25 protein-coding genes, 1 pseudogene and 1 riboswitch are annotated in these 25806 nt (G+C 60.1%); of the genes and pseudogenes, 21 read left to right on the top strand and 5 right to left on the bottom strand.

Annotated features, from left to right (window positions below):
- Positions 1-79 precede the first annotated feature (79 nt).
- Positions 80-2536, bottom strand: a complete 2457-nt coding sequence (fadE, locus tag BN1129_RS04015) for an acyl-CoA dehydrogenase FadE (protein WP_042034625.1) — start codon at positions 2534-2536, stop codon at positions 80-82.
- A gap of 245 nt (positions 2537-2781) precedes the next feature.
- On the opposite strand from fadE, the gene lpcA reads away from it, so the two are divergent.
- From lpcA to BN1129_RS04000, 3 genes are all read left to right on the top strand, one after another.
- Positions 2782-3360: a D-sedoheptulose 7-phosphate isomerase gene (gene lpcA / locus BN1129_RS04010; protein WP_005309841.1), complete on the top strand. Its 579-nt coding sequence runs from the start codon at positions 2782-2784 to the stop codon at positions 3358-3360.
- 148 nt (positions 3361-3508) lie between these two features.
- A complete protein-coding gene (locus tag BN1129_RS04005) occupies positions 3509-4291 on the top strand; it encodes a class II glutamine amidotransferase (protein ID WP_042034624.1) in 783 nt (260 codons plus the stop codon).
- Between the two features lie 322 nt (positions 4292-4613).
- On the top strand, positions 4614-4949 hold the full coding sequence (locus BN1129_RS04000) for an Hpt domain-containing protein (RefSeq protein WP_042034623.1): 336 nt from the start codon (positions 4614-4616) through the stop codon (positions 4947-4949).
- A 49-nt stretch (positions 4950-4998) separates the two neighbouring features.
- Here BN1129_RS04000 and BN1129_RS03995 read toward each other — a convergent pair whose 3' ends face one another.
- Positions 4999-5910, bottom strand: coding sequence for a gluconeogenesis factor YvcK family protein (locus BN1129_RS03995; protein WP_042034622.1), 912 nt, complete (start codon positions 5908-5910; stop codon positions 4999-5001).
- 113 nt (positions 5911-6023) lie between these two features.
- Between BN1129_RS03995 and BN1129_RS03990 the strand changes: the two genes are divergently transcribed.
- Entirely contained in the window at positions 6024-7208 is a 1185-nt protein-coding gene (locus BN1129_RS03990; protein WP_042034621.1) for an FIST signal transduction protein, read from the top strand.
- Positions 7209-7228: 20 nt separating this feature from the next.
- Positions 7229-9325, top strand: coding sequence for a hybrid sensor histidine kinase/response regulator (locus BN1129_RS03985; RefSeq protein ID WP_042034620.1), 2097 nt, complete (start codon positions 7229-7231; stop codon positions 9323-9325).
- Between the two features lie 228 nt (positions 9326-9553).
- On the opposite strand, the gene BN1129_RS03980 is transcribed toward BN1129_RS03985, so the two are convergent.
- The 3 genes from BN1129_RS03980 to narQ form a co-directional block, all read right to left on the bottom strand.
- Positions 9554-10129: an LON peptidase substrate-binding domain-containing protein gene (locus tag BN1129_RS03980; RefSeq protein ID WP_042034619.1), complete on the bottom strand. Its 576-nt coding sequence runs from the start codon at positions 10127-10129 to the stop codon at positions 9554-9556.
- Between the two features lie 639 nt (positions 10130-10768).
- Positions 10769-11407, bottom strand: coding sequence for a two-component system response regulator NarL (narL, locus tag BN1129_RS03975; RefSeq protein ID WP_042034618.1), 639 nt, complete (start codon positions 11405-11407; stop codon positions 10769-10771).
- Positions 11407-13119 (bottom strand): nitrate/nitrite two-component system sensor histidine kinase NarQ, encoded by a 1713-nt coding sequence (narQ, locus tag BN1129_RS03970; RefSeq protein WP_042034617.1) that lies wholly within the window; start codon positions 13117-13119, stop codon positions 11407-11409. The genes narL and narQ overlap by 1 nt, the downstream gene beginning before the upstream one ends.
- A gap of 79 nt (positions 13120-13198) precedes the next feature.
- Positions 13199-13338, top strand: a riboswitch (molybdenum cofactor riboswitch).
- On the opposite strand from narQ, the gene moaA reads away from it, so the two are divergent.
- The 16 genes and pseudogenes from moaA to modC all read left to right on the top strand — a co-directional run bounded on the left by moaA (position 13326) and on the right by modC (position 25696).
- Complete coding sequence (moaA, locus tag BN1129_RS03965) at positions 13326-14321, top strand: GTP 3',8-cyclase MoaA (RefSeq protein ID WP_042034657.1); 996 nt, start codon at positions 13326-13328, stop codon at positions 14319-14321. Its footprint overlaps the riboswitch before it by 13 nt.
- Positions 14322-14560: 239 nt before the next feature.
- Complete coding sequence (gene napF / locus BN1129_RS03960) at positions 14561-15103, top strand: ferredoxin-type protein NapF (protein WP_042034616.1); 543 nt, start codon at positions 14561-14563, stop codon at positions 15101-15103.
- A gap of 29 nt (positions 15104-15132) precedes the next feature.
- Positions 15133-15396, top strand: coding sequence for a chaperone NapD (locus BN1129_RS03955; RefSeq protein WP_042034615.1), 264 nt, complete (start codon positions 15133-15135; stop codon positions 15394-15396).
- Positions 15397-15431: 35 nt separating this feature from the next.
- Positions 15432-15530 (top strand): annotated as a pseudogene (locus tag BN1129_RS03950) (chaperone NapD); the annotation flags it as partial.
- 76 nt (positions 15531-15606) lie between these two features.
- Complete coding sequence (gene napA, locus BN1129_RS03945) at positions 15607-18096, top strand: nitrate reductase catalytic subunit NapA (protein WP_042034614.1); 2490 nt, start codon at positions 15607-15609, stop codon at positions 18094-18096.
- Positions 18097-18112: 16 nt separating this feature from the next.
- Positions 18113-18847, top strand: a complete 735-nt coding sequence (napG, locus tag BN1129_RS03940; protein ID WP_042034613.1) for a ferredoxin-type protein NapG — start codon at positions 18113-18115, stop codon at positions 18845-18847.
- Positions 18844-19719, top strand: coding sequence for a quinol dehydrogenase ferredoxin subunit NapH (gene napH / locus BN1129_RS03935; RefSeq protein ID WP_042034612.1), 876 nt, complete (start codon positions 18844-18846; stop codon positions 19717-19719). The genes napG and napH overlap by 4 nt, the downstream gene beginning before the upstream one ends.
- Entirely contained in the window at positions 19719-20174 is a 456-nt protein-coding gene (locus BN1129_RS03930) for a nitrate reductase cytochrome c-type subunit (RefSeq protein WP_042034611.1), read from the top strand. Before napH ends, BN1129_RS03930 begins: the two co-directional genes overlap by 1 nt.
- Before the next feature lie 11 nt (positions 20175-20185).
- Positions 20186-20776 carry a cytochrome c3 family protein gene (locus BN1129_RS03925; protein ID WP_042034610.1) on the top strand — a complete coding sequence of 197 codons (591 nt, stop codon included), beginning with the start codon at positions 20186-20188 and terminating at the stop codon, positions 20774-20776.
- Between the two features lie 250 nt (positions 20777-21026).
- Positions 21027-21533 (top strand): molybdenum cofactor biosynthesis protein B, encoded by a 507-nt coding sequence (gene moaB / locus BN1129_RS03920; protein WP_042034609.1) that lies wholly within the window; start codon positions 21027-21029, stop codon positions 21531-21533.
- A 50-nt stretch (positions 21534-21583) separates the two neighbouring features.
- A complete protein-coding gene (gene moaC, locus BN1129_RS03915) occupies positions 21584-22078 on the top strand; it encodes a cyclic pyranopterin monophosphate synthase MoaC (RefSeq protein WP_042034608.1) in 495 nt (164 codons plus the stop codon).
- A complete protein-coding gene (moaD, locus tag BN1129_RS03910; protein ID WP_042034607.1) occupies positions 22075-22320 on the top strand; it encodes a molybdopterin synthase sulfur carrier subunit in 246 nt (81 codons plus the stop codon). The genes moaC and moaD overlap by 4 nt, the downstream gene beginning before the upstream one ends.
- Before the next feature lie 100 nt (positions 22321-22420).
- Positions 22421-22894, top strand: coding sequence for a molybdopterin synthase catalytic subunit MoaE (gene moaE, locus BN1129_RS03905; RefSeq protein ID WP_042034606.1), 474 nt, complete (start codon positions 22421-22423; stop codon positions 22892-22894).
- A gap of 87 nt (positions 22895-22981) precedes the next feature.
- The gene (gene modA / locus BN1129_RS03900) at positions 22982-23710 is read left to right on the top strand and encodes a molybdate ABC transporter substrate-binding protein (protein ID WP_042034604.1); all 729 of its coding nucleotides are present in this window, start codon (positions 22982-22984) and stop codon (positions 23708-23710) included.
- Positions 23711-23933: 223 nt separating this feature from the next.
- Positions 23934-24614, top strand: coding sequence for a molybdate ABC transporter permease subunit (gene modB / locus BN1129_RS03895; protein ID WP_042034602.1), 681 nt, complete (start codon positions 23934-23936; stop codon positions 24612-24614).
- Positions 24611-25696: a molybdenum ABC transporter ATP-binding protein gene (gene modC / locus BN1129_RS03890; protein ID WP_042034601.1), complete on the top strand. Its 1086-nt coding sequence runs from the start codon at positions 24611-24613 to the stop codon at positions 25694-25696. Before modB ends, modC begins: the two co-directional genes overlap by 4 nt.
- Positions 25697-25806: the final 110 nt, after the last annotated feature.

Raw genomic sequence — 25806 nt, 5'->3', positions numbered from 1 at the left:
AAATCTCTTTGTTGTTATCGTGATCCGGGCCCATAAAAAACGCCCCCCAACGGGAGGCGTTTGACGACTTTTCTGTGTGTCAGGCTGCTCTGTGATAGGCAGAAGGCTCGAACAGGGCCTTGTTGGCAACCAGATCTATGGGGTCGAAATCATCGACGTTGATGGTGCGCAGGCGGCTCTCTTCGGCGCGGCGCAGCAAGTCAGCCTCGGTCTGGTTGAGCACTCCCAGCGTCAGACCTGCATCCGCCACCTTGTTCAGCTGCATAAACGGACGCTTGATACCGTCAGCCTTGCATACTTTATCAAACAGCGGTTCGGCAGAGAGCACGTCATCGAGCGCCTGTTCCAGCAGACCGAAGGGGTTGCCCTCTTCGCGGGTCAAGTATTGGCCCTGAGCCAGACGGCTGCGCGTCTCGCTTGGCGTTTGCAGCAGACGGGCAACCTGGCTGTCCAGCTTGTCGCTCGGACGCTTCATGTCACGGCCAAGGGGCAGCACTATGACGCGCAGCGCCAAGCCAATCCAGCGGTTCGGGAAGTTGCGCAGCAGCTCGTCGATCGCCTCTTGTGCCTTGAACATGGCATCTTGCAGTGCCCAGTGCAGCAGCGGCAGGTCGGCTTGCTGGCGTCCCTCGTCTTGATAGCGCTTGAGGGCGCTGGAAGCCAGATAGAGCTGGCTCAACACGTCGCCGAGACGGGCGGAGACCCGCTCCTTGCGCTTGAGCTCGCCACCCAGGGTGCCCATCGCCATGTCTGACAGGAAGGCCAGGTTGGCCGAGAGGCGGGAGAGCTGCTGGTAGTAGCCCTTGGTCTGATCCTTGTACGGTGCAGAGGCAAAGCGGGCGCCGGTGATACCGAGCCAGAAGCTGCGCACCAGGTTGCTGATGGCAAAACCGATGTGGCTGAACATCGCCTTGTCAAAGTCCTTCAGCGCCTGATCCTTGTCAGGGTGGCTAGCCGCCAGCATCTCCGGCAACACATAAGGGTGACAGCGGATGGCGCCCTGACCGTAGATGATCATACTGCGGGTCAGGATATTGGCCCCTTCCACCGTGACGGCAATGGGGGCACCCTGATAGCCACGGGCCAGATAGTTGTTGGGGCCCATGCAGATGGCCTTGCCGCCGTGGATGTCCATGGCATCGATGATGCACTTCTGGGCCCGGTCGGTGAGGTGGTATTTGACGATGGCGGAGATGACCGAAGGTTTCTCGCCAAGGTCGATACCGGTCACGGTCAGGTTGGCGGCGGCGCCCATGATGTAGGCGTTGCCGCCGATGCGGGCCAGCGGCTCTTCAATCCCTTCCATCTTGCCGATGGGCAGCTTGAACTGGCGACGGATGCGGCTGTAGGCACCGCTCGCCAGGGCCAGCATCTTGACGCCGCCGGTGCTGTTGGAGGGCAGTGTGATGCCGCGACCGACCGACAGACACTCGACCAGCATGCGCCAGCCCTGACCGGCCATGGCCGGGCCACCGATGATGAAATCGAGCGGGACGAACACATCCTTGCCCTGGGTCGGGCCGTTCTGGAACGGCACGTTGAGCGGGAAGTGGCGACGGCCAATGCCAACACCCTTGATGTGAGTGGGGATCAGGGCGCAGGTGATCCCGAGCTCCTCGTTTTCACCCAGCAGATGATCCGGGTCGCGCAGCTTGAAGGCCAGCCCCAGTACGGTGGCGATGGGCGCAAGGGTGATATAGCGCTTGTTCCAGGTCAGCCGCATGCCGAGCACCTCTTCCCCTTCCCACTGGCCCTTGCAGACGATACCGAAATCGGGGATGGAACCGGCGTCAGAACCCGCCTCCGGGCTGGTCAGGGCGAAGCAGGGGATCTCTTTGCCGACCGCCAGACGGGGCAGGTAGTGGTCTTTCTGCTCATCGGTACCGTAGTGCTGAAGCAGTTCGCCCGGGCCGAGCGAGTTGGGTACGCCCACGGTGGAAGCCAGCACGGCACTGGCGCCACACAGTTTTTGCAGTACGCAGGACTGGGCATAGGCGGAGAATTCCAGACCACCGTATTTCTTCTTGATGATCATGGCGAAGAACTTGTTGTCCTTCAGGTATTGCCACACCTCGGGGGAGAGATCGGCCCGCTCGTGGGTCACTTCCCAGTCGTTGACCATGCGGCACACGTCCTCGACCGGACCATCCATAAAGGCCTGCTCTTCGGCTGACAGCGTACTGACCGGGATGGCGTGCAGTTTCTTCCAGTTCGGGTTGCCGGCAAACAGGTCTGCTTCCCACCAGGTGGTACCCGCTTCGATGGCTTCCTTCTCGGTGCGGGACATCTCCGGCATGATGGACTTGTAGATCTTGAACAGCGGCTTGGTCAGCTGATTGCGGCGAAAATCCACCAGATTGAGGGGGATGGCAATCACGGCGAACAGTACCCACACCAGCAGGGGGGCATGGCCATAGAATGTGCCGGCGATAAGTGCGGCTGCCGTGGCAAGCGTGGATGTGAACAGAGACGCCCGGCGATAAGCCATGGCGCCGATCACCAGGATCACCCCGAGCAGAGTGAGTGTCGTCGTCATATTTCGCTCCTTGCATGAGTTGCCGAAGTTGGGTGAAAAGTGGGTTAACTGATTCAGAGGTCTGACCTGTTGAACATGGCCCATGTTGTAATTCATACGCACAAACTTATCAAGATGTTTACAAGCTCGTTACTTTGGCTATGTGATCGGCATAACGTCCTGCCGGCGGCATCTTGAGGGGCGGGGGGCGACGATTGGATTGGCTTGTGCGACAATGGCGTCGCCCACATTTTGGAAGAGACATCATGTACCAAGAACTGATCCGCAATGAATTGACCGAAGCTGCCGGCGTGCTCCAGGCGTTCCTGGCAGATGAACAGAATCTGAAAAACATTGAAGCCGCTGCCAAGCTGCTCGCCGACTCCTTCAAGCAGGAAGGCAAGGTGCTCTCCTGTGGCAACGGGGGCTCCCACTGCGATGCCATGCATTTTGCCGAAGAGCTGACCGGCCGTTATCGCGAGAATCGTCCTGGCTATGCCGGTATCGCCATCTCGGATCCCAGCCACCTCTCCTGCGTCTCCAACGACTTTGGTTACGACTACGTGTTCTCCCGTTATGTGGAAGCGGTCGGCCGTCGTGGTGACGTGCTGCTTGGTATCTCCACCAGCGGCAACTCGGGCAATATCCTCAAGGCCATCGAAGCTGCCCATGCCAAGGGTATGAAGGTGATAGCGCTGACCGGTAAGGATGGTGGCAAGATGGCGGGTCTGGCCGACGTCGAGATCCGGGTGCCGCATTTTGGCTATGCAGACCGCATTCAGGAAGTGCATATCAAGGTGATCCATATCCTGATCCAGCTGGTCGAAAAAGAGATGGCCAAGTAAGGAAGTATCGTCAGCCGGGATGTGCGAGCCTCACCAGGCCATATTTCGGTTGTACCTGCCCTGATAAGCGGTGGGATCGGCGGTGCTTCGCATCGGGCTGGTCCTGCTGATTGAAAAAAGATGCCCAGTAATAAGGAGTCCGCTGGTTATGTGCGAACTGCTCGGCATGAGTGCCAATGTGCCGACCGATATCTGCTTCAGCTTTACCGGTCTGATGCTGCGCGGCGGCAAGACGGGGCCCCACAAGGATGGCTGGGGGATTACCTTCTATGAGGGGAGGGGTTTTCGCACCTTCAAGGATCCCGAGCCCAGCGCCCAGTCGCCGATAGCCAAGCTGGTACAGGCGTTGCCTATCAAGAGCCGCGCTGTAGTCAGCCATATCCGGCAGGCTAACCGGGGCTGCGTGTCGCTGGAAAATACCCATCCGTTCACCCGTGAACTGTGGGGCCGCTACTGGACCTTTGCCCACAACGGCCAGTTGACTGGTTACAAGCGACTCGCCACCGGGCGGCACCGCCCGGTGGGGGACACCGACAGCGAGCATGCATTTTGCTGGCTACTCAACCGGCTGGAGCAGAAATACCCCAAGCGTCCCGCCAACTTCCCCGCCATGTTTCGCTATCTGTCCACCCTGTGTGACGAGTTGCGCGGGCTCGGGGTATTCAACATGCTGCTGTCGGATGGGGAGTTTGTGATGACCTATTGCAGCAACAACCTGCACTGGCTCACCCGGCGGGCGCCCTTTGGCGAGGCGAGGTTGCTGGATGAAGATGTAGCCATCGATTTCCAGAGTGAGACGACCCCGGATGACGTGGTGACCCTGATCGCAACCCGTCCACTGACCGGCAATGAAAACTGGGTCAGGATGGCACCCGGCGAGTTCAGCCTGTTTCGGCTGGGTGAGCACGTATGTGGCAGTCAGACTCGGTAATTAGCTGATTTAAATATAAAAAAATACCAGGGTAGAATCCTACCCTGGTTCTTCGCAGCAGCCATACAGGCAAAAGGGATGAGAGAGGTGTTGCTGAGTCGCATCATTCTCACTGCCGCCAGTGTTGTATAAATGTTAATTTATTGGCAACGTTTATGTTTCAATCTGGTCTACCTATTGCCACATTCCTAGAACCGGATCACACTTTTCGTTTTTGCGGCCGTTCGCCGGTCGACAAGCAGAAGGCGAGCGAGGAGTGACGTTGTCACGCCAGGCATCTATAGTATGTTCTGTTTGAATACCGCCAAATGAGGGCTGAGGGATGGAATGGTTGGATCAAAAGGTGCTGCGACAGCTGGCGGAAGACATTGGCGAGGAGATGATGCCTGTGGTGATCTCGGTGTTTATCGAGGAGGTGGGTGAGCAGCTCGCCCAGCTGCGCCCACTCTATGAGCGGCAGGATTGGCCCGCACTGGCGCGGCTTGCCCACAGCATGAAATCCTCCTGTGGCAGCTACGGCGCACAGCTCAGTTACCAGCAGGTGGCGGCACTGGAGCTGGCCTGCAAACATGAAGATGCCGACGACGTCGCCCGGCTACTGACCCAGCTGGAGCAATCTTTGCCCCAGGTGCTCTCTCACCTTGCCAACTACCACTGAGCTTGCTGCGCAGGGGAACCAGCCGGTTCGCCGCTGCGCATAGCTGTCATTAGCGTTGATTGACCAGTTGCTGGATCACCCGATCCAGCGCCAGCTTGAGCTTCAGTCTGTCGTGGCGGTGGGGGAGTTCGGCCTCGCCCAGCTCGGCCTGGATCAGGCGACTGGCCAACTCGGCCGGATATTCCCCAGCGGGCGCCAGAATAGCATCGACGCGACCCGTACCGACTCGTGACTCCAGCCAGCGCCATTGGTTGAGCAGACTCAGCTGACTGGCAGGACCGCTCTCGGCCACCAGATTGCAGATGAACACCAGCATGGCATCGCTCTCATTGATGGCTTGTGCCACCTCGGCCAGCAGCAGGGGAGGCATGATGGAGGTCAGGAAGCTGCCTGGCCCGAGTATGATCATGTCGGCCTGAGCCAGCGCCTGCACCGCCTCACGAGTCGCCGGCACTTCCGGGCTCAGACTCAGGGAGAGGGGGGGCGTATCGAGCTGATCGATGGAAACCTCTCCCAGGATCTGCTTGCCACAGACGGTGTGGGCACACAGGTCGGTGGGAAACTCTGACATGGGTAACAATTGTGACTCTATTTTCAGCATGTCACTGATGAGCTTGATAGCATCAAGGGGACGCACGCAGAGGTTGTCGAGCGCCAGCAGCATCAGGTTGCCGAGGTTGTGACCCGCCAGCTCGCCGCGGCCGGCGAAGCGATATTCGAATAACAGGCTGCCGATGCTGGGATCGGTCACCAGTTGATTGAGGCAGTTGCGCAGATCTCCCCAGGCGATACACTCCTGACTCTTGCGCAGGCGCCCGGTGGATCCGCCATCGTCCGTGGTGGCGACGATGCCGGTCAGCCGCTGGCCGAGAAACGAGAGTGAAGAGAGCACGCGGCCCATGCCGTGGCCGCCACCGATGGCGACGACCCGATCAAAGTCATTGATGTTTTTCTGCCACATGCAGCAGTCCTTTGGTTGGGCTCATTTGAGGGCCATTCTAGCCCATAAAGTCAGATAATTGTTTGATAAAGGTATGATTTTTGCTTACCCCTAGCATCACGAACAACTAGGAGATGGTGTTGAACTTTCTGACGGCTCACTCTCTTGAAGAGACCCCCCTGCTGGCTGCCCGGCAGGTCAGTGAGCGGCTGCTCGCTCAATCGCCCCATTCCCCTTCACTGTTATTGGTCTATTTTACCCAAGCGCACGATGCCGAGGAACTGCGTCGTCACCTCAAGCAACAGTTTCCGACGACCCGACTGATCGGTTGTAGCTCCTGCGGCGGCGTCATGACCCAGGTTGGCCACCACGCCCGTCAGGGGATAGGGCTGGCAGTGGCCGCTCTCTACGATGGCAAGGGCGCCTACGGGGTGGCAGGGCAGGCGGGGGAGGACGTGGATATTCGCCAGTTGCTGCGTGCCGCCATCGCCGATGGCGGGCGTCCCGGCGAGCTGCCTCAGCTCATCCTGTTGCACGCCAGCCCGGGCCAGGAGGAGGCGATGCTGGCCAGCATTGAAGCAGAGCTTGGAACGAGCGTCCCTGTCGTGGGAGGCTCGGCAGCTGACAACAGTGTCAGCGGCGATTGGCAGCTGTGCTGGGATGAGGGCAGTGCCCGTGAGGGAGTCGTGTTGGCGGTGCTCTATCCCGATTGCCAACTGGCGTTTCAGTTTCATTCGGGCTATGTCCCGACCGAGCATCGCGGCACCATCACAGCCCTGGCGGGGCGCGAGATCCTCACCATAGATCATGAGCCCGCCGCTGAGGTCTACGCTCGCTGGACCGGGCGAACCACTGCCTGGCCGGTGGGCCCCATATTGCGGGATACCACCCTCTCGCCGCTGGCCCGCCAGGTGGGCACCCTGGACGACATGCCCTATTACAAGCTATCCCATCCCGAGGTGGTGACAGAAGGTGGCGGATTGCGCCTCTTTACCGATATCCAGCTCGGCGAGCGACTCTTGCTGATGTACAGCAGTCAGGAGGGGCTGCTGCAGCGCAGTCTGAATGCGACCCACATCGAACCCGAGTACGGCATGAGCGCTGAGATGCAGCCGTTCGGGGCCCTTGTGATCTTTTGTGCTGGTTGTCGCTTGGCTCTTGGTGATAGTTTATGCCAATTTGTCGATCAATTTCACACTCGGCTGGGGGACATCCCCTTCATTACCCCGTTTACCTTCGGTGAGCAGGGGCGTCTGCCCCACGGTGAGCTGGCACACGGCAACCTGATGGTATCGAGTGTGATCTTCCTCGACAGCTGATATATGGCGCTGGAAACAAGATGATAGGTAATACGGAATTGGAAGCCCTGGGTGACAAGCTGCAGACCACGCTGGTGGAGCTGGTGCGTTGTCGGGAACGCGAGGTCAAGTACCGCCAGGAGTCGCAGACCCTGCTGTGCGGGGTCGCAACACTGGCCGATGCCCAGACCCTGGAGCAGGTGCTGGACAGCCTTATTCAGGTGCTCAAGCCCTTCATTGGTTTCGAACATGCGGATGTGGTGGCCTGGGAGGCTGGCGACGGCATCACCCACCTCAGCACCCAGGATGGTGAAGTGGGGCGACACTGGCCGCTGACCCCGCTCTTCTCTCGCGCCATCGAGGGTGAGACCCTGGTCATCTATGATCCGACCCAGTTGCCTGAGCTGGCGCCACTGGCCGATGTAGCCGGCTGGGCCAGCGTCATGATGACGGGGCTGCGCGCGCCCGGTTTCTCCGGCGTCCTCATCTGTCGTCACGCTGTGATGGGCACCTTCGATCTCAAGAGCAAGGCGGCGATGCAACGCTGCCGTCCGCTCATCTCCCAGGCGCTGGTCAACATCGCCTATCGTGCCCGCTTGCAGGAGCAGGTCGAGCTCAAGACGCTGGCACTGCAGGCCAGCGAGCAGCGTTTTCGCAGCTTCGCCGGAATGGCCTCCGACTGGTTTTGGGAGACGGACACAGAGCACAGGCTCAGCTATGTGTCGGCTCCTGGCTATCAGGGGGATGTGAAAGCGCATCCGCCCGGTCAGAGTCTCTACGATTACGTCTATGATCGGCGGGATCCCGAGTGGGGCAAGTACCGCCGCCTCATCGAGCAGCATCTGCCGGTGCGGGCGGTGCGAGCCCAGGTCAGCTTGGCCAGCGGGCCCTGCTGGATGGAGATCAATGCCGAGCCCTGCTTCGACACTGCCGGTATCTTCATCGGCTATCGGGGCACGGCGCGGGATGTGGGCAACCAGATCCGCCGCGAGCAGGAGCTGGCCCGGGCACGGGATGAGGCAGAGGCGGCCAACCGCGCCAAGTCGCAGTTCCTGGCCATGATGACCCACGAGATCCGCTCCCCCATGAATGCGGTGCTGGGCATGCTGGATTTGTTGCAACATGCCCAGCTCGAGCCTCAGCAGCAGACCCTGCTCGGACATGCCACCCACTCGGCTCGTCTGCTGCAGACCATCATCGACGATGTGCTCGACTTCTCGAAAATAGAATCCCATACCCTGGAGTTTCATTGCGAGACCCTGCTCCCTGCCCAGCTGTGCCAATCCCTGATCGAACCGCTGCAAGAGCGTGTCAGGAGCAAGGGCATAGTCCTGCGCTGGCGGGTGGATGAGGCGGTGCCACCCCAGCTGCAGGGGGATCCTGTGCGGCTGTCACAGGTGATCAGCAACCTGCTCGGCAATGCGGTGAAGTTCACCAGCCAGGGCAGCGTCTTGTTGCAACTGAGTTGGCACGAGCAACGGTTGCGGGTGTCGGTCACCGATACCGGGATCGGCATCTCGGCCGAGGATCAGGCGCTTCTGTTCGAGCCCTTCTCCCAGGTTGACAGCTCGGCGACCCGCCGTTTCTCCGGGACAGGGCTGGGGCTGGCCATCAGCAAACGGCTGGTGGAGTTAATGGGTGGGGAGATCCGTCTGCAGAGCGCTCCTGGTCAGGGCAGTTGCTTCTGGTTCGAGTTGCCCGGCATGGCACTGCCGTGCGAGTGCAGCAGCCGGCCCGAGCCGGATCAACTGCCCATTCAGGATCTGGATGTGCTGGTGGTGGAAGACAGCCCGGTCAACCAGTTGGTGGTGTCCCTCATGTTGCAAAAATTGGTAAGCCGGGTACGGCTTGCAGCCAATGGCCTGGAGGCGCTGGCGCAGGTAGCGGAGCAGCAGCCTGACCTCATCCTGATGGATATGCGGATGCCGCAGATGGATGGACTGGAGGCGACTCGCTGCTTGCGGGAACTGGGTTGCAAGGTGCCCATAGTGGCCTTGACGGCCAATGCCATGGCCGAAGACAGGGCCCGTTGTCTGGCTCAGGGAATGGATGATTTTCTGGCCAAGCCCATCAGTCTGATGCGACTGAGAGAGTGCCTGCAGCGTCATATCAGCCCCGCGCTGGCGGATCGCAGGTAAAAAAAATGGTCAACCTGGGTGGTTGACCAATTCTTCAGCAAATACTGAAGAGAGCACGGGATAAATCGGGTTGTACGGTTCTATATGAAAAAGTCGTGCCAACTTTTCAGAACCTGTTTATGCGGCTTGCGGCTGTGTTATTGCTGTTATCTATCGCCGACGTTTGCAAAATGCGAAATTGTTATTTTCATTATGGGAATATTCGCATTTTGCAATGTTCTTTTTGACTCACTGTGTGATCAGTCGGCGCAAGAATTGACGAGCCGCTTCGCTATTTTGTTTGGCAATCAACATCTGTTTCTCATAGATGGGCATGGGCAGAATTTCGAGCCAGCGTTGGCAGAGCCAGGTCGCATCGTCAAACTGCTTGTCCGGGTAGAGCTCGTCGAGCTCCGGATACTGCTCGAACACTTCCCGCAGCCGGATGACCAACTGTTTGTCACTGAAGTTTGAGTGGGCACTCGGCCAGTTGGGCAGCGCTTCGACCTTGGCCCGGCGCAATCCCATCTCGTCCGTTTCCATCTCATGGATGCAGAAACGTTCCATGCCGAGCACTGTGACGCCGAGCAGGCCGTCATTCAGGGTGTAGAAATCGGTCACCTTCACCCGGGTACCGACCGGCAGGATGCGCCCGGACTTGCCCGTGGTGGTCGCTTCTTCCATCACTATGCCGAAACCCTGGTCATTGATGAATGACTCTTTGAGCATCTGCAGGTGGCGCGGTTCAAACAAACGCAGTGGAAGCTTGCCACCTGGCAGTACGTGGGAAGGCAAGGGGAACAATGCCAAAGGTTGAAGTTTCATGTTCCGTCCTCCATTGAGTAGTGTCTGACTAGGACAATGCAGCGACTATGCCAGAGGATAAAAAAAGCCCCAGAATAGGGGCGTCAGCCATCCGGAATGAGAAAAAATCTATTAATAATCAGCTGGTTATGTTTTTATTTTTTCTGTGGTGGCGATCCCGTAGTCAGCTGAATACGGCCGGTTTCTTGTTACTTGGCTCCTGCTCTCTTCGCGTCCTGAATTGAAGCGCATCGCATCTTGCAAAGAGCCAAGCGCAAAATGCGCATGGTGAGAGAACGGTAGAGACGTAGCTGATGGCGCTATGCCTTGCCCTTGGCGCGGCGGTTTGAGGACGGGCAGATAGAAGTGTGTCGCTGCTATGGCGATGCGGTGAGTCGGTGGGTGAATACCCTTTCCATACAAGCGGGATTGTGCGGGCCGCCCGTCTTGCTTGTTGTAGATACAAAGGGGGGCGCGGCAGTCTCGGGCCGGCCGAGGTCCGTGCAAATAAGGAAAGCCCCGACGATGCGGGGCTTTGGTTTTTTCTCAATTTGGTCAAGGCATGGATATAGAACGAAACAAGACTCTTGTTGTTGCATGCGTTGAGCATCTCTCCCGGCATGCAGAGCAGAACTGCAGCGCCTTGAGAGGGAAAGCGGGTTATTTGCGCTGTTCCAGGTACATGACGGCCGCTTCCACGCGGCTCTGGGCCTCGAGTTTCTTCAGCAGGCTTTTCACGTGAACCTTGACCGTACCCTCGGAGATATGCAGTACGGAGGCGACCTGTTTGTTGGAGAGGCCCTTCGCAATCTCGCGCAGAATTTGCATCTCGCGACGGGTCAAGCTCTCCAGCTTCTGTTGCAGATGGTCCAGCTCGTAGATGTTCTCGAGGTAGGGGCGCAGCGGCTCGCTCAGGATCTGCTTGCCGGTCATCACGTCCGCCAGCTGGGCGAGTAGCATCTCTGGCTCGGTATCCTTGAGCAGATAGCCATCGGCGCCGGCCTTGAGCAGGGCGACCACGTCCTGGCGGGCGTCCGAGACGGTCAGGATCACCACCCGTGAGGTAACCTCTTCGGTGCGTAGCGCCTTGAGAGTATCCAGACCGGAGAGGCCTTTCATGTTGAGGTCGAGCAGGATCAGGTCCGGTTCTGACTCCTTGGCCATGGCGACGGCGTCGGTGCCGTTGGACGCCTCACCGACCACCTCTATGTTCTCTTCCAGGGCCAGCAGTTGCACAATCCCTTTGCGCATGAGGGGATGGTCATCCACGACCAGAACACTATATTTCATCTCGTCCATCAGGCATCTCTTGTTAGGCTGGTGGGAAAGGTCAGATGTACGCAGGTGCCTCTGGGCGGCTGCTCGCTGATGGTCAGCAGACCATGCAACTTGCTGGCGCGCTCATTCATGATGCTAAGGCCATAGTGGTTGACCGCCGAACTTGCGATCCCTATTCCCACACCGTCATCTGAAATCTGAACCTGAATGTTACCATTGGCGAGCGTCTCACAGCTAACAGCAATCACTTGTGCGTTGGCATGTTTGATGGCGTTGAGCACTGCCTCACGGATCAGCTGCAGAATATGGATATGTTGGCCCGCCTCCAGATCCGTATCGGTCAGGCCGTAATGGAGCCCTATTTCGGCCTGGGTCTGTGGCTTGAGCTGTTCCAGCATGACCCTGATGGCTTCCCCCAGATTGGCGTCGCCGATACTGAGACGGAAGGTGCCGAGCAGTTCACGCAGCTGGGTGTAAGCGCTGCTGAGCCCCTCGTCGATCTGCTGCATGGCGGCTTCTGTCTTGCCGGATTCCCCCTTGGCGAAGGCACGTTTGAGCAGGGTGGACTGAATCTTGAGATAGGAGAGCGCCTGGGCCAGCGAGTCATGCAGCTCGCGGGCGATGACGGCCCGCTCTTCCATCAGCAGCAGTCGCTGATGTTGCAACAGCGTCTGATCCTTGTGCAGCACCTGGGCCAGCAGCATGGAGAAGTTCTTCATCAGCCGCTCGTCTATGGGGTGGCTGCTGATCACGTCAAGCCGGCCGTACTCCTGCTCATCCATCTGCAGATGAAAGCTCACCATAGAGTCGAGATCGCCCGGCCAACCCTTGCGCCCCGTGATGTAGTCCGGCATGGCATTGTGTTCGAAGCGGGTCAGCCGTATGTGGTCTATGTGCTGATGGGCCGCGGCCCGCTCCAGTAGCTTGAGCAGGGTGCGCCGACTCAGTGGCGCCGCATGCAGCTTCTGGGCGGTGCTGTAGAGGAAGGAGAGGGTGTCGTTGGCCTGCTGTAGCTTGGCGGTCTTCTCTTCCACCTTGCTCTCCAGCTCCCGATAGAGTTTGCCCAGCTCATCGGCCATGGTGACGAAGGCACCGGACAACTCCCCCAGCTCGTTCTCGCAATGGGGGGGCAGGGTGAGATCGAACTCCTGGCGCTGGATCTGGCGGGCGCAATAGACCAGCTGGTTGAGCGGTGCCACCACCTGCTGGCGGGTAAACCGCACGGTAAACCAGGCGATGGTGATGATGGAGAGCAGCCCCAGCCCTTCCGCCAGCGCCAGCATGCGCACCTTGAACTCCACGTGGTACTGCATCTGGTTGACGAAGTCGTCGATGGCCGCCACAAACTGCTCCGTGTTGTCGGTGTAGCGTCTGGGGGTGGCATTCTCGATGTGCTCGCGCATCACCTGCCATTGCAGCAACACCTCGCCATAGGTACGGCGCAGGGAGGCGGGGGTGATCCAGCGCTGGGTCTCTTGCAACTCGGCGGCATGCAGCGTCTGTTCAAATTGATCGAGCCGTCCCAGCACTGGTTGGCCCTGCTCTATCTCGTAGGCCATGCGGTAGGCCTGCATCCGCAGCGAACCCGACAGGTTGATCGCCTTGGCATCGGGCACCGAGTAGAACAGGGTCACCATGGCCACCAAGGCGATCAGGCTCGCCATGAACAGGATGAGTACCATGGAGCGTCCGATGGCGCTGCTGACCGAATGCACTTTGAACCACTTTTCCATCCCGATCGTCTTCCTTCGCATCAGACAATGACCCCACAAAGTAGCATGGGAGTGTACTCCAACTTGTGCTAGCATCGAAAAACTAGATGAACTCCGAGCTGTTTTGCCTAAGTCCTTGCGATAGGGGAAAACCGCCGTCAGCCGATGTTCGAGCTGAAAGGGTCAGGAAAGAAATGCCCTGGCCTCCCGTATTTGGAAAGGTGTTTATGTTGCCACTGCAAGATGGTTTTTCCCGTCGTTTTTACTATTTGCGCCTGTCGGTCACCGATGTGTGCAATTTTCGTTGTACCTACTGTTTGCCCGATGGCTATCGTCCCCCGGAAGGGAGCAAAGAGGGGCGCAATGCGTTTCTCTCTTTGGACGAGATCCGCCGCATTGTCTCAGGCTTCGCCGCCATGGGCACCCGCAAGGTGCGCCTGACCGGGGGTGAGCCTTCCCTGCGCCGGGATTTTACCGCCATCATAGAGACGGTGGCCAATACCCCAGGCATAGAGAAGGTGGCCATGACCACCAATGGCTACCGTTTGAAAGAGCGTGCCCAGGCGTGGTTCGATGCGGGTCTCACCGCCCTCAATGTCAGTGTCGACAGTCTCGACCCGCGCCAGTTTCACCAGATCACCGGTGAGAACAAGCTGGTAGAGGTGATGGAGGGGATCGCAGCGGCGCTGGCCGCCGGTTTCAAATCGGTGAAGATCAATGCGGTGCTGCTCAAGGGGCTCAACGACCACCAGCTGGATGCTTTTCTCGGCTGGATCAAACACAAGCCGATTGAGCTGCGCTTTATCGAGCTGATGCAGACCGGCGAGATGGATACCCTGTTTCGCGACCACCATGTGAGCGGCGAGCAGATCAAGCGGCGCCTGCTGGAGAGCGGCTGGGCGCAGCAGTTGCGGGGCAAGGATGATGGCCCGGCGCAGGTCTTCATGCACCCCGGCTCGCAGGGTAGGGTTGGTCTCATCATGCCTTACAGCAAGGATTTCTGTGCCGGTTGCAACCGGCTGCGGGTCTCCTCCGCAGGCAAGCTGCATCTCTGCCTGTTCGGTGACAACGGGGTGGCGCTGCGAGACTTGCTGGCGGCAGACAACCAGCAGGATGCGCTGCAACAACGCATTCGTGCCGCGCTGGCGGGCAAGAGTGCCACCCACCGCCTCCATGAGGGGAATGCTGGCATGACCCCTCATCTCGCCTCTATCGGCGGCTAACCACAAAAAATCGCCAACGATTAAATAGCAATCCTCACATGGAGGTATTTTAACCGATACCTCCATTTTTATTGCGCTGCAAGGCTTTGATCTGGCGCAAGTCTCCCCCCTGTTTATCTCCCTGGTGGTATATCCCTGACCGTGTCAGGACCGCAATATACCCCCACTTTTATAATTGGTATCACAAATGCCAATCATGGACTCGAGCTGCACCCTTCCTCACCATAACAGGAGTCAATATGCCGGATGAGATCGATCTTGCCCGCCGTGGCCTGTTTCGGGGACGACTGAGAACCGCCGAACCGCCGGTGCAGTTGCCCTGGTCAGTCAACTGGTCGGCATTTGTCGCTGACTGCACCCGTTGTGGTGACTGCCTGGCCGCCTGCCCTGAGCAGATCCTGGTGATTGGCGAGGGTGGTTTTCCGGTGGTCGATTTCCAGCGTGGCGAGTGCACCTTCTGCGCCGAGTGTGTCTCGGCCTGCAAGGTGCCGCTATTTCGCCCGACAAGCGAGTCTCCCTGGCACTACAAGGCCCATATCGAGGCCAACTGTCTGGCCACTGGTCAGGTGTTCTGCCAGCGCTGTCAGGACAGCTGCGAGCCCAATGCCATTCGCTTTATTCCGCAGCTGGGGCGCGTGCCCACCCCGACGGTCGAGCCGGATCGCTGTAACGGCTGCGGCGCCTGCGTGCGGGACTGTCCGGTTGGCAGTATCAAGGTCGATGGGCGAGGTGCCACATCTGGTGGTGCGGGCCAGCCCACCCTCAAGCAGGAGTCAGAATGAGTCAGGAATCGTGTGACACAGGAGCCAAAATGAACCAAGAGTTCCATGTATCGAGCCTGGTGGTGCTGACCCAGCCCCCCTTGCGCCATCAGCTCGCCGAGCAGATTGGTGCCCTTGAAGGGGCCGAGATCCACGCCGTCAGTGAGACCGGCAAGCTGGTGGTGACCCTGGAAGGGCCCAGCCAGCGACCCATCATGGCAGCCATAGATGCGATCAATGCCATGCCGGGTGTGTTGTCCGCCGCCCTGATTTACCACCAGTTCGATGAGTTTGATGTTGAATGCAAAGAATAAAGCGCCATGAAGCTGAGCCAGCGGGACTCCGTATGATGGCAGCCATAGATGCGATCAATGCCATGCCGGGCGTGTTGTCCGCCGCCCTGATTTACCACCAGTTCGATGAGCTTGATGTCGAATGCAAAGAATAAAGCGCCATGAGGCTGAGCCAGAGCGGCTCGTCACAATGGCTGTCATTGATGTGATTAAGCAATGCGAGGAAATGTCATGAAGCTGAATCGACGCGACTTTATGAAGGCCAATGCGGTGGCTGCTGCCGCTGCCGTGGCCGGTGTCAGTGCCCCAGCGCTGGCGGCCAACCTGATCACCAGCACCGACAAGACCGCCATCACCTGGGACAAGGCTCCGTGCCGCTTCTGCGGTACCGGCTGTTCCGTGCTGGTGGGCTCCCAGAATGGGCGCGTCGTGGCGACCCAGGGCGATCCCGATGCGCCGGTCAACCGTGGCCTGAACTGCATCAAGGGCTACTTCCTGTCCAAGATCATGTATGGCCAGGACAGGCTGACCCAGCCCATGCTGCGGATGAAGAACGGCCAGTTCGACAAGGATGGCGACTTTGCTCCCATCAGCTGGGATCAGGCATTCGACATCATGGCCGAGAAGTTCAAGGCGACCCTGAAAGAGAAGGGGCCGACCGCCGTCGGCATGTTTGGCTCTGGCCAGTGGACTGTGTGGGAAGGCTATGCCGCGGCCAAGCTGATGAAGGCGGGTTTGCGGACCAACAATCTGGATCCCAATGCCCGTCACTGCATGGCCTCGGCCGTGGTTGGTTTCATGCGCACCTTCGGTATGGATGAGCCGATGGGCTGCTACGACGACATAGAGCAGGCCGATGCCTTCGTGCTGTGGGGCTCCAACATGGCCGAGATGCACCCCATCCTCTGGTCGCGGATGTCTGATCGCCGCCTCTCCAACCCGGATGTGCAGGTGCATGTGCTCTCCACCTTCGAGCACCGCAGCTTCGAGCTGGCGGACAACGGCATGGTGTTCACCCCGCAGACCGATCTGGCGATCCTCAACTATGTCGCCAACTACATCATCCAGAACGACAAGGTGAACTGGGACTTCGTCAACAAGCACACAGTGTTCAAGAAGGGGGTCACCGACATCGGTTACGGCCTGCGCCCGACTGATCCGCTGCAGCAGAAAGCGAAGAACCCGGACAGCGGTGACGCCACTCCGATGACCTTCGAGGCGTTTGCCAAGTTCGTGGCAGACTACGATGTGGAGTCGGTCTCCAAGCTCTCCGGCGTCTCCAAAGAGAAGCTGGAGAAACTGGCCAAGATCTATGCTGACCCGAGCAAGAAGGTGGTCTCCTACTGGACCATGGGCTTCAACCAGCATACCCGCGGTGTCTGGGCCAACAACCTCTGTTACAACATCCACCTGCTCACCGGCAAGATTTCCGAGCCGGGTAATGGTCCTTTCTCCCTGACAGGTCAGCCCTCCGCCTGCGGTACCGCGCGCGAAGTGGGCACCTTTGCCCACCGTCTGCCAGCCGACATGGTGGTGACCGATCCCAAGCATCGTGCCATTGCCGAGAAGATCTGGAAACTGCCGGAAGGCACCATTCCCGACAAGGTGGGTTTCCACGCCGTGCTGCAAGATCGCATGCTCAAAGATGGCAAGCTCAATGCCTACTGGGTGATGTGCAACAACAACATGCAGGCCGGTCCCAACATGAATGCTGATCGCTTGCCTGGCTACCGCGATCCGCGCAACTTCATCGTGGTCTCCGACCCATACCCGACCGTCACCGCCCAGGCCGCTGACCTCATCCTGCCCACCGCCATGTGGGTGGAGAAAGAGGGGGCTTACGGCAACGCCGAGCGCCGCACCCAGTTCTGGCACCAGCAGGTGAAGGCGCCGGAAGGGGCCAAGTCCGATTTGTGGCAATTGATGGAGTTTTCCAAGCGCTTCAAGGTGGAAGAGGTATGGCCAAGCGAGCTCATCGCCAAGATGCCGGAAGTAAAGGGCAAGACCCTGTTTGATGTGCTTTATGCCAACGGTCAGGTCGATCAGTTCCCGAAAGAGCAGAGCAAGGGCGTGCTCAACGACGAAGCGGATCACTTCGGCTTCTACGTCCAGAAGGGGCTGTTCGAGGAGTACGCCACCTTCGGTCGCGGCCATGGTCACGATTTGGCGCCGTTCGATCAGTACCACGAAGCGCGCGGTCTGCGCTGGCCGGTCGTCGATGGCAAGGAGACCCTGTGGCGCTACCGCGAAGGGTTCGACCCTTATGTCAAAGCGGGCGAGGGGGTGCGCTTCTATGGCAAGCCCGATGGCAAGGCGGTCATCTTCGCTCTGCCGTTTGAGCCCGCTGCCGAGTCACCGGATCAAGAGTTCGATTTGTGGCTCTCCACAGGTCGGGTGCTGGAGCACTGGCACACGGGCACCATGACCCGTCGGGTGCCCGAGCTCTATCGCGCCTTCCCGGATGCGGTGCTGTTCATGCACCCGGACGATGCCAAGGCCCGTGGCGTACGTCGTGGCGAAGAGGTGATTGTCTCCTCCCGCCGTGGCGAGGTGAAGACCCGGGTTGAGACCCGCGGCCGCAACCGTCCGCCCAAGGGGCTGGTGTTCATGCCCTTCTTTGACGCCAGCCAGCTGGTTAACAAGCTGACCCTGGACGCCACCGATCCGCTCTCCAAAGAGACGGATTACAAGAAGTGCGCCGTCAAGGTCGTCAAGGCATAAGGCGGGGGAGCGAGAGATGAGTCGTAGTCGTCGCCAGTTTCTGGCCGACATGGCTAAAGGGGCCTGCGGTGTGGGCCTGCTTGGCGTGGGGCTCGGTGGGGTGGCTCGCCAGCAGGCACAAGCGCTGCCTGCCCAGGCGCTGCGTCCCCCTGCTGCGCTCGACGAGGCTGAGTTTCTCAGCGCCTGCGTGCGCTGTGGGCTCTGCGCCCAGGCCTGCCCCTACGACACCCTCAAGCTTGCCCGGCTGTTTGATCCGGTGACCACCGGCACACCTTACTTCAAGGCGCGCGCCGTGCCGTGCGAGATGTGTGACGACATCCCGTGTGTGGTGGCTTGCCCGAGCGGGGCGCTGGATCAGCAGATGACCGATATCGATCAGGTGCGGATGGGGGTGGCAGTGCTCATCGATCACGAGACCTGCCTCAACTATCTGGGCCTGCGCTGCGATGTCTGTTATCGGGTCTGCCCCTTGATTGACAAGGCGATCACCCTTGATTTGCAGCATAACCAGCGCACCGGCAAGCACGCCATGTTTCTGCCCACGGTACACAGCGATGCCTGCACCGGCTGCGGCAAGTGCGAGCACGCCTGCGTGCTGGAGGAGTCTGCCATCAAGGTGGTGCCCCGCCAGCTCGCCAAAGGTGAACTGGGTCATCACTACCGGCTCGGCTGGGAAGAGAAGGCCAAGGCGGGCAAGTCGCTGATCGGTGAGCGGCTCACTCTGCCCACCCGCAAGCCGGAGGGGTTATGAGTCGTTATCCGGGAGCCGAGGCGCGGGCGAAGCTTGGCTGGTGGCGGTCACATCGCTTCCTGCTGCTGCGTCGGCTGAGTCAGTTGAGTGTGCTCGGGCTGTTTTTGCTGGGGCCGCTGGCGGGCATCTGGATCCTCAAAGGCAACCTCTCCAGCTCGCTGTTGCTGGAGACGGTGCCGCTGACCGATCCCCTGACGCTGTTGCAGTCGGTGGCGGCGGGCCATTGGCCCATCACCACCCTCTGGCTGGGGGCGTCCATAGTGCTGCTGGGTTACTGGCTGGTCGGGGGGCGGGTCTTCTGCTCCTGGGTCTGCCCGGTCAACCTCATCACGGATGCCGTCGCTTGGGCCAGGGCCCGGCTTGGTCTCAAGGGCAACGGTCAGTTCAACCGCAATACGCGCTACTGGCTGCTGGCCATGGTGCTGGTGGCCCCGGTCATCGCGGGCGTGCTGGTGTGGGAGCTGATCAATCCGGTCTCGCTCACCTTGCGCGGTCTGCTGTTTGGTATGGGGGCGGGCTGGGCCCTGCTGGCGGCGATCTTCCTGTTCGACCTCTTTGTGGTGGAGCGGGGCTGGTGTGGTCATCTCTGTCCGGTAGGGGCCTTCTATGCGCTGATCAACCGGGTCGGATTTATCAAGATTTCTGCCAAGGGGCGCGAGCGGTGTAGCAACTGCATGGATTGTTATGCGGTCTGTCCCGAGCGTCCCATTCTGCGCGGCCCCGTTCACGGTGCCAAGCGCGGTCACGGGCCCTTGATTGCGGCTCAGGAGTGTACCAATTGTGGCCGCTGCATCGATGTCTGCGCGGAACAAGTTTTTGAAATCACTGTAGGTTTTGCCGTCACGGCAGAAAAAACGTCGGAGAAAAAATAATGAAAAAGCTGATTGGAGCAATGCTGGCCTGCCTGATGGCGGGAACCTTGATGGCAGCAGCCCCCGAGATCACCAACAGTACCGGTGGGCTCAAGTCCGAGCGTGGCGCCACTGATCTGGTGACCGATGCCACTGCCGCGCCGCTGAAAAACTTTCGCAAGGATGGCGCCCCGTATGATCGTCAATACATGCACCAGCCACCGCTGATCCCCCACGACATCCGCAACTACGAGGTGGATACCAAGGTCAACAAGTGCTTGGCGTGCCACAGCTTTAAAAACGCCAGTGCCATGAAGGCCCCCAAGATCAGTCCGACTCACTTCGAGACCCGTGACGGCATGACCCTGGGTGACGTCTCGCCTCGTCGCTACTTCTGTCTGCAGTGCCACGTGCCGCAAGCGGATGCCAAGCCGTTGGTGGAGAATACCTTTAAGCCAGTTGAAGCGCTGAACTGAGGAATCCATAGATGAAATTACCCGGTTTTATCCAGCGTCTGTGGACCACCTTCAAGTCACCGTCAAAGGCAGCCCTTTGGGTGCTGCTGATGATGGGTTTTTTTGGCGGCGTGATTTTCTGGGGCGGTTTCAACACCGCCATGGAAGCGTCCAATACCGAGGCGTTCTGTACCGGCTGTCACGAGATGAAGGACAACGTGTTCGAGGAGTACCGCGACACTATCCACTACGCCAACCGCTCCGGCGTGCGGGCCAGTTGCCCCGATTGCCATGTGCCCCACGAGTGGAGCTACAAGATCATCCGCAAGGTGCAGGCCTCCAAGGAGCTGTGGGGCATGTTGACCGGCAAGGTGGATACCCCCGAGAAGTTCGAGAGCCACCGCCGCGAGATGGCCGAGCGGGAGTGGAAGCGCATGAAGGACACGGATTCGAGGGAGTGTCGCAACTGTCACAACTTCGAGTACATGGACTTCTCCCTGCAAGGCAAGCGAGGGGCGCAGATGCACTCCACCAGTCTGGCCAGTGGCGAGAGCACCTGTATCGACTGTCACAAGGGTATAGCTCACAAGCTGCCTGACATGACAGGGGTGAAGGGCTTCTAGGGTAGCCAGATCCAGGCCGGGCTTGCCCGGCCTGTTCATATTGCAGCCAGCCTAACCAAAACGGCATTTGTGTGTCCTTTTAATCCCCCCTATGGCACGAGTTTTGGTAGAATCGGGCCGCCGTGAGTCGCAGCGAGTGACCATGTGGCAAGGGCCATGCCTGCGCAGGTATGGATCCCCCCAAATCAAGCGCTGCACACCAGGATCCGTCTTCTCTTTGCTCACGGTCCTTTGTTATCAGGAGCTGCCCATGGGACAGAACATGACCGCATTTATTCCCCTCAAGATCGCCGTGTTGACGGTCTCCGACAGTCGTACCAGCGCCAATGACAGCGCGGGCGACTATCTGGTCGCGGCCGTGACCGACGCCGGTCACCAGCTGGCCGATCGGGCACTGCTCGCCGACAACCTCTATCAAGTTCGCTCTCGGGTCAGCCAGTGGATCGCCGATGAGGGTATCCAGGTGGTGCTGGTCAATGGCGGCACGGGGTTTACCGATCAGAACTGGGTACCGGAGGCGGTCGGCGTCTTGTTTGACCGCACCGTCAAGGGCTTTGGCGAGCTGTTCCGTCAGCTCTCGTTTGCCGAGATCGACGGCTCGGCCATGCAGAGCCGTGCCCTGGCCGGGCTGGCCAACCGTACTCTGGTCTGCTGTCTGCCCGGTTCTCCCGGCGCCTGCCAGCTGGGCTGGGAGCAGCTGATCCGGGATCAACTCGATGCCCGTACCCAGCCCTGCAACTTCGTGACCCATCTCTGAGAGCACGAGCCATTGATCCCGGTACTATTTCAGCCTTCAAGGGGAGCGTGATGAACCTGACCCATCTCAACCAAAGCGGCGAAGCCCATATGGTGGACGTGACCGACAAGCAGGTCACCGAACGTGAGGCCCGCGCCGAGGCCTTCGTCGCCATGGCACCTGAAACCCTGGCGCTGATCCTGAGCGGTCAGCACCACAAGGGGGACGTGTTCGCCACCGCCCGCATTGCCGGCATCATGGCGGCCAAGAAAACGGCGGATCTTATCCCCCTCTGCCATCCGCTGGCCTTGACCAAGGTGGAGGTGGAGATAGTGCCGCTGCCCGAACAGCATCGGGTTCATATCCGTACCCTCTGCAAACTTTCTGGCAAGACAGGGGTGGAGATGGAGGCGCTGACCGCGGCCTCGGTGGCGGCGTTGACCATCTACGACATGTGCAAGGCGGTACAAAAGGACATGGTGATCGAGCAGGTGCGACTGGTGGAGAAAAAGGGCGGCAAGTCCGGTCATTTCCAACTGGGGTCAAATAGCGGGGAGCAAGCATGATCAAGGTACTGTTTTTTGCGCAAGTAAGAGAGCTGGTGGCCTGTGATGAGCTCTGCCTGCCGTGCGACTACGCCACCGCCGAGCAGCTGCGCTGCGACTTAAGTGAGCGCGGCGACAAGTGGGCACTGGCCCTTGAGGCGGGCAAACTGCTGGTGGCGGTCAACCAGATGCTGGTGCCCCTCGATACGCCTATCAATGATGGCGATGAGGTTGCCTTCTTCCCACCGGTGACCGGAGGCTGAGAATGAATGAGATAATGACCGTGGATCGTACCACTGAGCTGTGCGATGGCGATGAAGTGGCCTTCTTCCCTTTCCCTCCAGTAACGACCGGAGGTTAAAGATGAGCGACGTAACCATCACAGATCGCATTCTGGTGCAGCGGGAGGACTTCTCGCTGGCGGACGAATATGCCCGCCTCGCCACCCGCCCAGACAGTGGCGCCATCGTCACCTTCGTTGGCAAGGTGCGCGACTTCAATCAGGGGGAGGCGGTGAAGGGGCTGGCCCTCGAGCACTACCCCGGCATGACCGAGAAGGCGCTGGCCGATATCGTGCAGGAGGCCCGCGAGCGCTGGCCGCTGCAGGAGTGTACCCTCATTCATCGTATCGGCGAGCTGTGGCTTGGCGATCAGATTGTGCTGGTGGCGGTGAGCAGTGCCCACCGCGATGCGGCGTTTGATGCCTGTCACTTCATCATGGATTTCTTGAAAACCCGGGCACCGTTCTGGAAAAAAGAGCTGACCGCCGAGGGCGTGCAACGCTGGGTCGAGGCCAAGGAGAGTGACAACACGGCCGCCGCCCGCTGGCAAGCCTGACCTGTTCATCACGAGGGGCGCAGGTTCAACGGGAACCACGGCCCCGTTTCGGGGCGCGGATGTGCGGGCCCCATCAGGAGAAAGGGAATGAAACCGCTGTTATCTGTTGTCATCGCAGGGGTCTGCGCCGCCACCTTGCATTCCGGTGCCGTGCAGGCCGATGAAGTGAAGGTGGCCGTGGCGGCCAACTTCAAGGGCACCATGGAGCGCATTGGCAAGGAGTTCACCGCCAAGACCGGCCATACCCTGGCCATTTCGTCTGCCGCCACCGGGGTGCTCTACACCCAGATCAGCCACGGCGCGCCGTTCGATCTCTTCCTCTCCGCCGATGTGGCGACTCCCGAGAAGCTGGAAAAAGCGGGCAAGGGCAGCGATCGCTTCACCTACGCCATCGGCCAGCTGGGGCTGTGGAAGAAGGGCGGCCCAGCCCCTGACGAGGCGACCCTGCGCAGTTGGAAAGGCAACCTCGCCATCGCCAATGCCCGCACTGCTCCCTATGGTGCTGCCGCCATGGCGACCCTCGAGCATCTCAAGATCGATCCCAAGCAGTACCGGCTGCTGACCGGCGCCAATATCAGCCAGACTTGGCAGTTTGTCGATACCGGCAATGCCGAACTGGGCTTCGTGGCCTGGGCCAATCTGGTGGAAGCGGGCAAGACCGGCGAAGCCTGGGCGGTGCCTGCGAGCTTCTATCCACCCATCGAGCAGCAAGGGCTGGTATTGAAGAAAGGGGCTGCGGTGGAGGCGCTGGTCGCCTGGCTCAAGGGGCCGGGTCAGGTGCAGATCAAGGCCGCGGGCTATGCCCTGCCCCAATAAGGGCAGGGAGCTGACGCAACACCCTGAGTGGTCGGCCTTAGGGTCGGCCACTCTTTGCAATGAGGATGCACACCATGCCGTTGGCTGATTTCAACCGGGAGCGTGGCGATGAGTATTGAAAGAGATCTGCTGGCAATGACTTGTCTAACTCGGGATCAGCTCTACCGGGAGTGTGGCTCATTCGCAGTGTCTGGTGCTGGACCTGGCGTTGGGAGTGAGTCCGATGAGTGAAGGGGATCTGCTGGCCATCTGGCTCACCCTGAAGCTGGCGGCCAGTACCACCGGCATTCTCTTGCTGTTGTCGCCGCCGCTGGCCTGGTGGCTGTCGCGCAGTCAGAACCGGCTGCGCCCCTTGGTGGAGGCGCTGGTGGCGTTGCCGCTGGTGTTGCCCCCCACTGTGCTGGGGTTTTATCTGCTGCTCGCCTTCTCCCCTGAATATGGCTTCGGCGCCTGGTGGCGGGACACCTTCGGCGCCCCGCTCGCCTTCAGCTTTTTCGGCTTGCTGCTTGCCTCCATCCTCTATTCGCTGCCGTTTGTGGTACAACCGCTCACCTCCGCCTTCGTCAACATGGGCAATAAGGAGCTGGAGGCGGCATCCACGCTGGGGCTCGGCCCGCTGGAGCGCTTCTTCCACATCATTTTGCCGATGACCCTGCCCAGCTTCGTGATGGCGGCAGCCCTCGGCTTTGCCCATACCCTGGGGGAGTTTGGCGTGGTGCTGATGATTGGCGGCAATATCCCCGGCGAGACCCAGGTGCTCTCCATCGCCCTGTTTGATCATGTGGAGGCGATGGATTACCAGAACGCCCATATTCTGGCGGGGGGCTTGATGGGCTTCTCGCTGGTGATGCTGGTACTGGTCTACGGGGTGTTGCAGCGCAGGCAGCGGAGACTGTTCGGATGAACCAGCCAGCCACTATGGCGCAGGGCAATTCCCTGAACCTCACGACCCGGCGCGCGTTCGGCCCCTTTACCCTCGATTGTGCACTGACGCTCGAGCTGGGGGGGATTATCGGTCTGTTTGGCCCCTCTGGCTGCGGCAAGAGTACCCTGCTGCGCATCATCGCCGGGCTCGATCGCCAAAGCGGGGATCGCATGCGCTGGCGCGGGCGGGAGTGCGCAGCGCTGCTACCCGAAGCGCGCCGTATCGGGCTGGTGTTTCAGGATTCGCGGCTCTTCCCTCATCTGACGGTGCTCGGCAATCTGCAACTGGCGGCCCGCAAGGGGCGAGGGGGCTGGCAACCCGAAGTGCTGGCCGCGCGGCTCGGCTTTGCCGATCTGTTGGGGCAGCCAGCCCATGGCCTCTCCGGTGGTCAACGTCAGCGGGTAGCGCTGGCTCGGGCCCTGCTGGCGGAGCCCGATCTGCTGCTGCTCGATGAGCCCTTCTCTGCGCTGGACAGGCGTAGCCGCATCCATCAGGCCCATGTGCTCAAGGGATTGCAGCAGGAGAGTGGTATGCCGATGATCTTCGTCAGCCACGCCATGGAGGAGGTGAGTTTGCTGTGTGATCAGCTGGTGCTGTTGGCGGGGGGCCGGGTGGAGGCGCAGGGGCGGCCGAGCGAGATCTTCGCCCGCACCGATCTCTCGCTCGCCAGTCGCGACGATGCCGGGGTGATGCTGGATGCCACCCTGGCCCACTACGATGACGATGAGCAGATGGCGACCCTGCTGCTCGGCGAGCAGCGTCTGCGGGTCACCATGACCCATGTGCCGGACGAGAGCGGCCCCTTGCAGATCAAGGTGGCGGGGCGAGACGTGGTGATCGCCACCGCCCCCATCGAGCACTCCAGCCTCTCCAACTGCCTCGTCACGCGCTTGCTTGCGGTGCACGAGGTGCGCCCCGGCCAGACCCTGTTGCAGTTGGCGCTGGGTGAGCAGATACTGCTGGCCCGGATCACCAGCCGCTCCGCCAAGCGTCTGGCGTTGGCGCCCGAGCAGCAGATATACGCCTATATCAAGGCGGTCAGTCTGGTCAGCGAGGGCTGAGTCTGCGTCGTTCTGATACATTGTGGTGCGACATGCCCGGCGGGTGCCGGGGTATGCCCGCAAGCGGGTTGGTTACAATCGGGATAAACAAGGCATGGTTCAGACGATGA

Origin of the sequence: Aeromonas popoffii (assembly GCF_000820025.1) — a bacterium.
Lineage (GTDB): Bacteria > Pseudomonadota > Gammaproteobacteria > Enterobacterales > Aeromonadaceae > Aeromonas > Aeromonas popoffii.
This window is presented reverse-complemented; position numbering and strand designations above follow the sequence as displayed.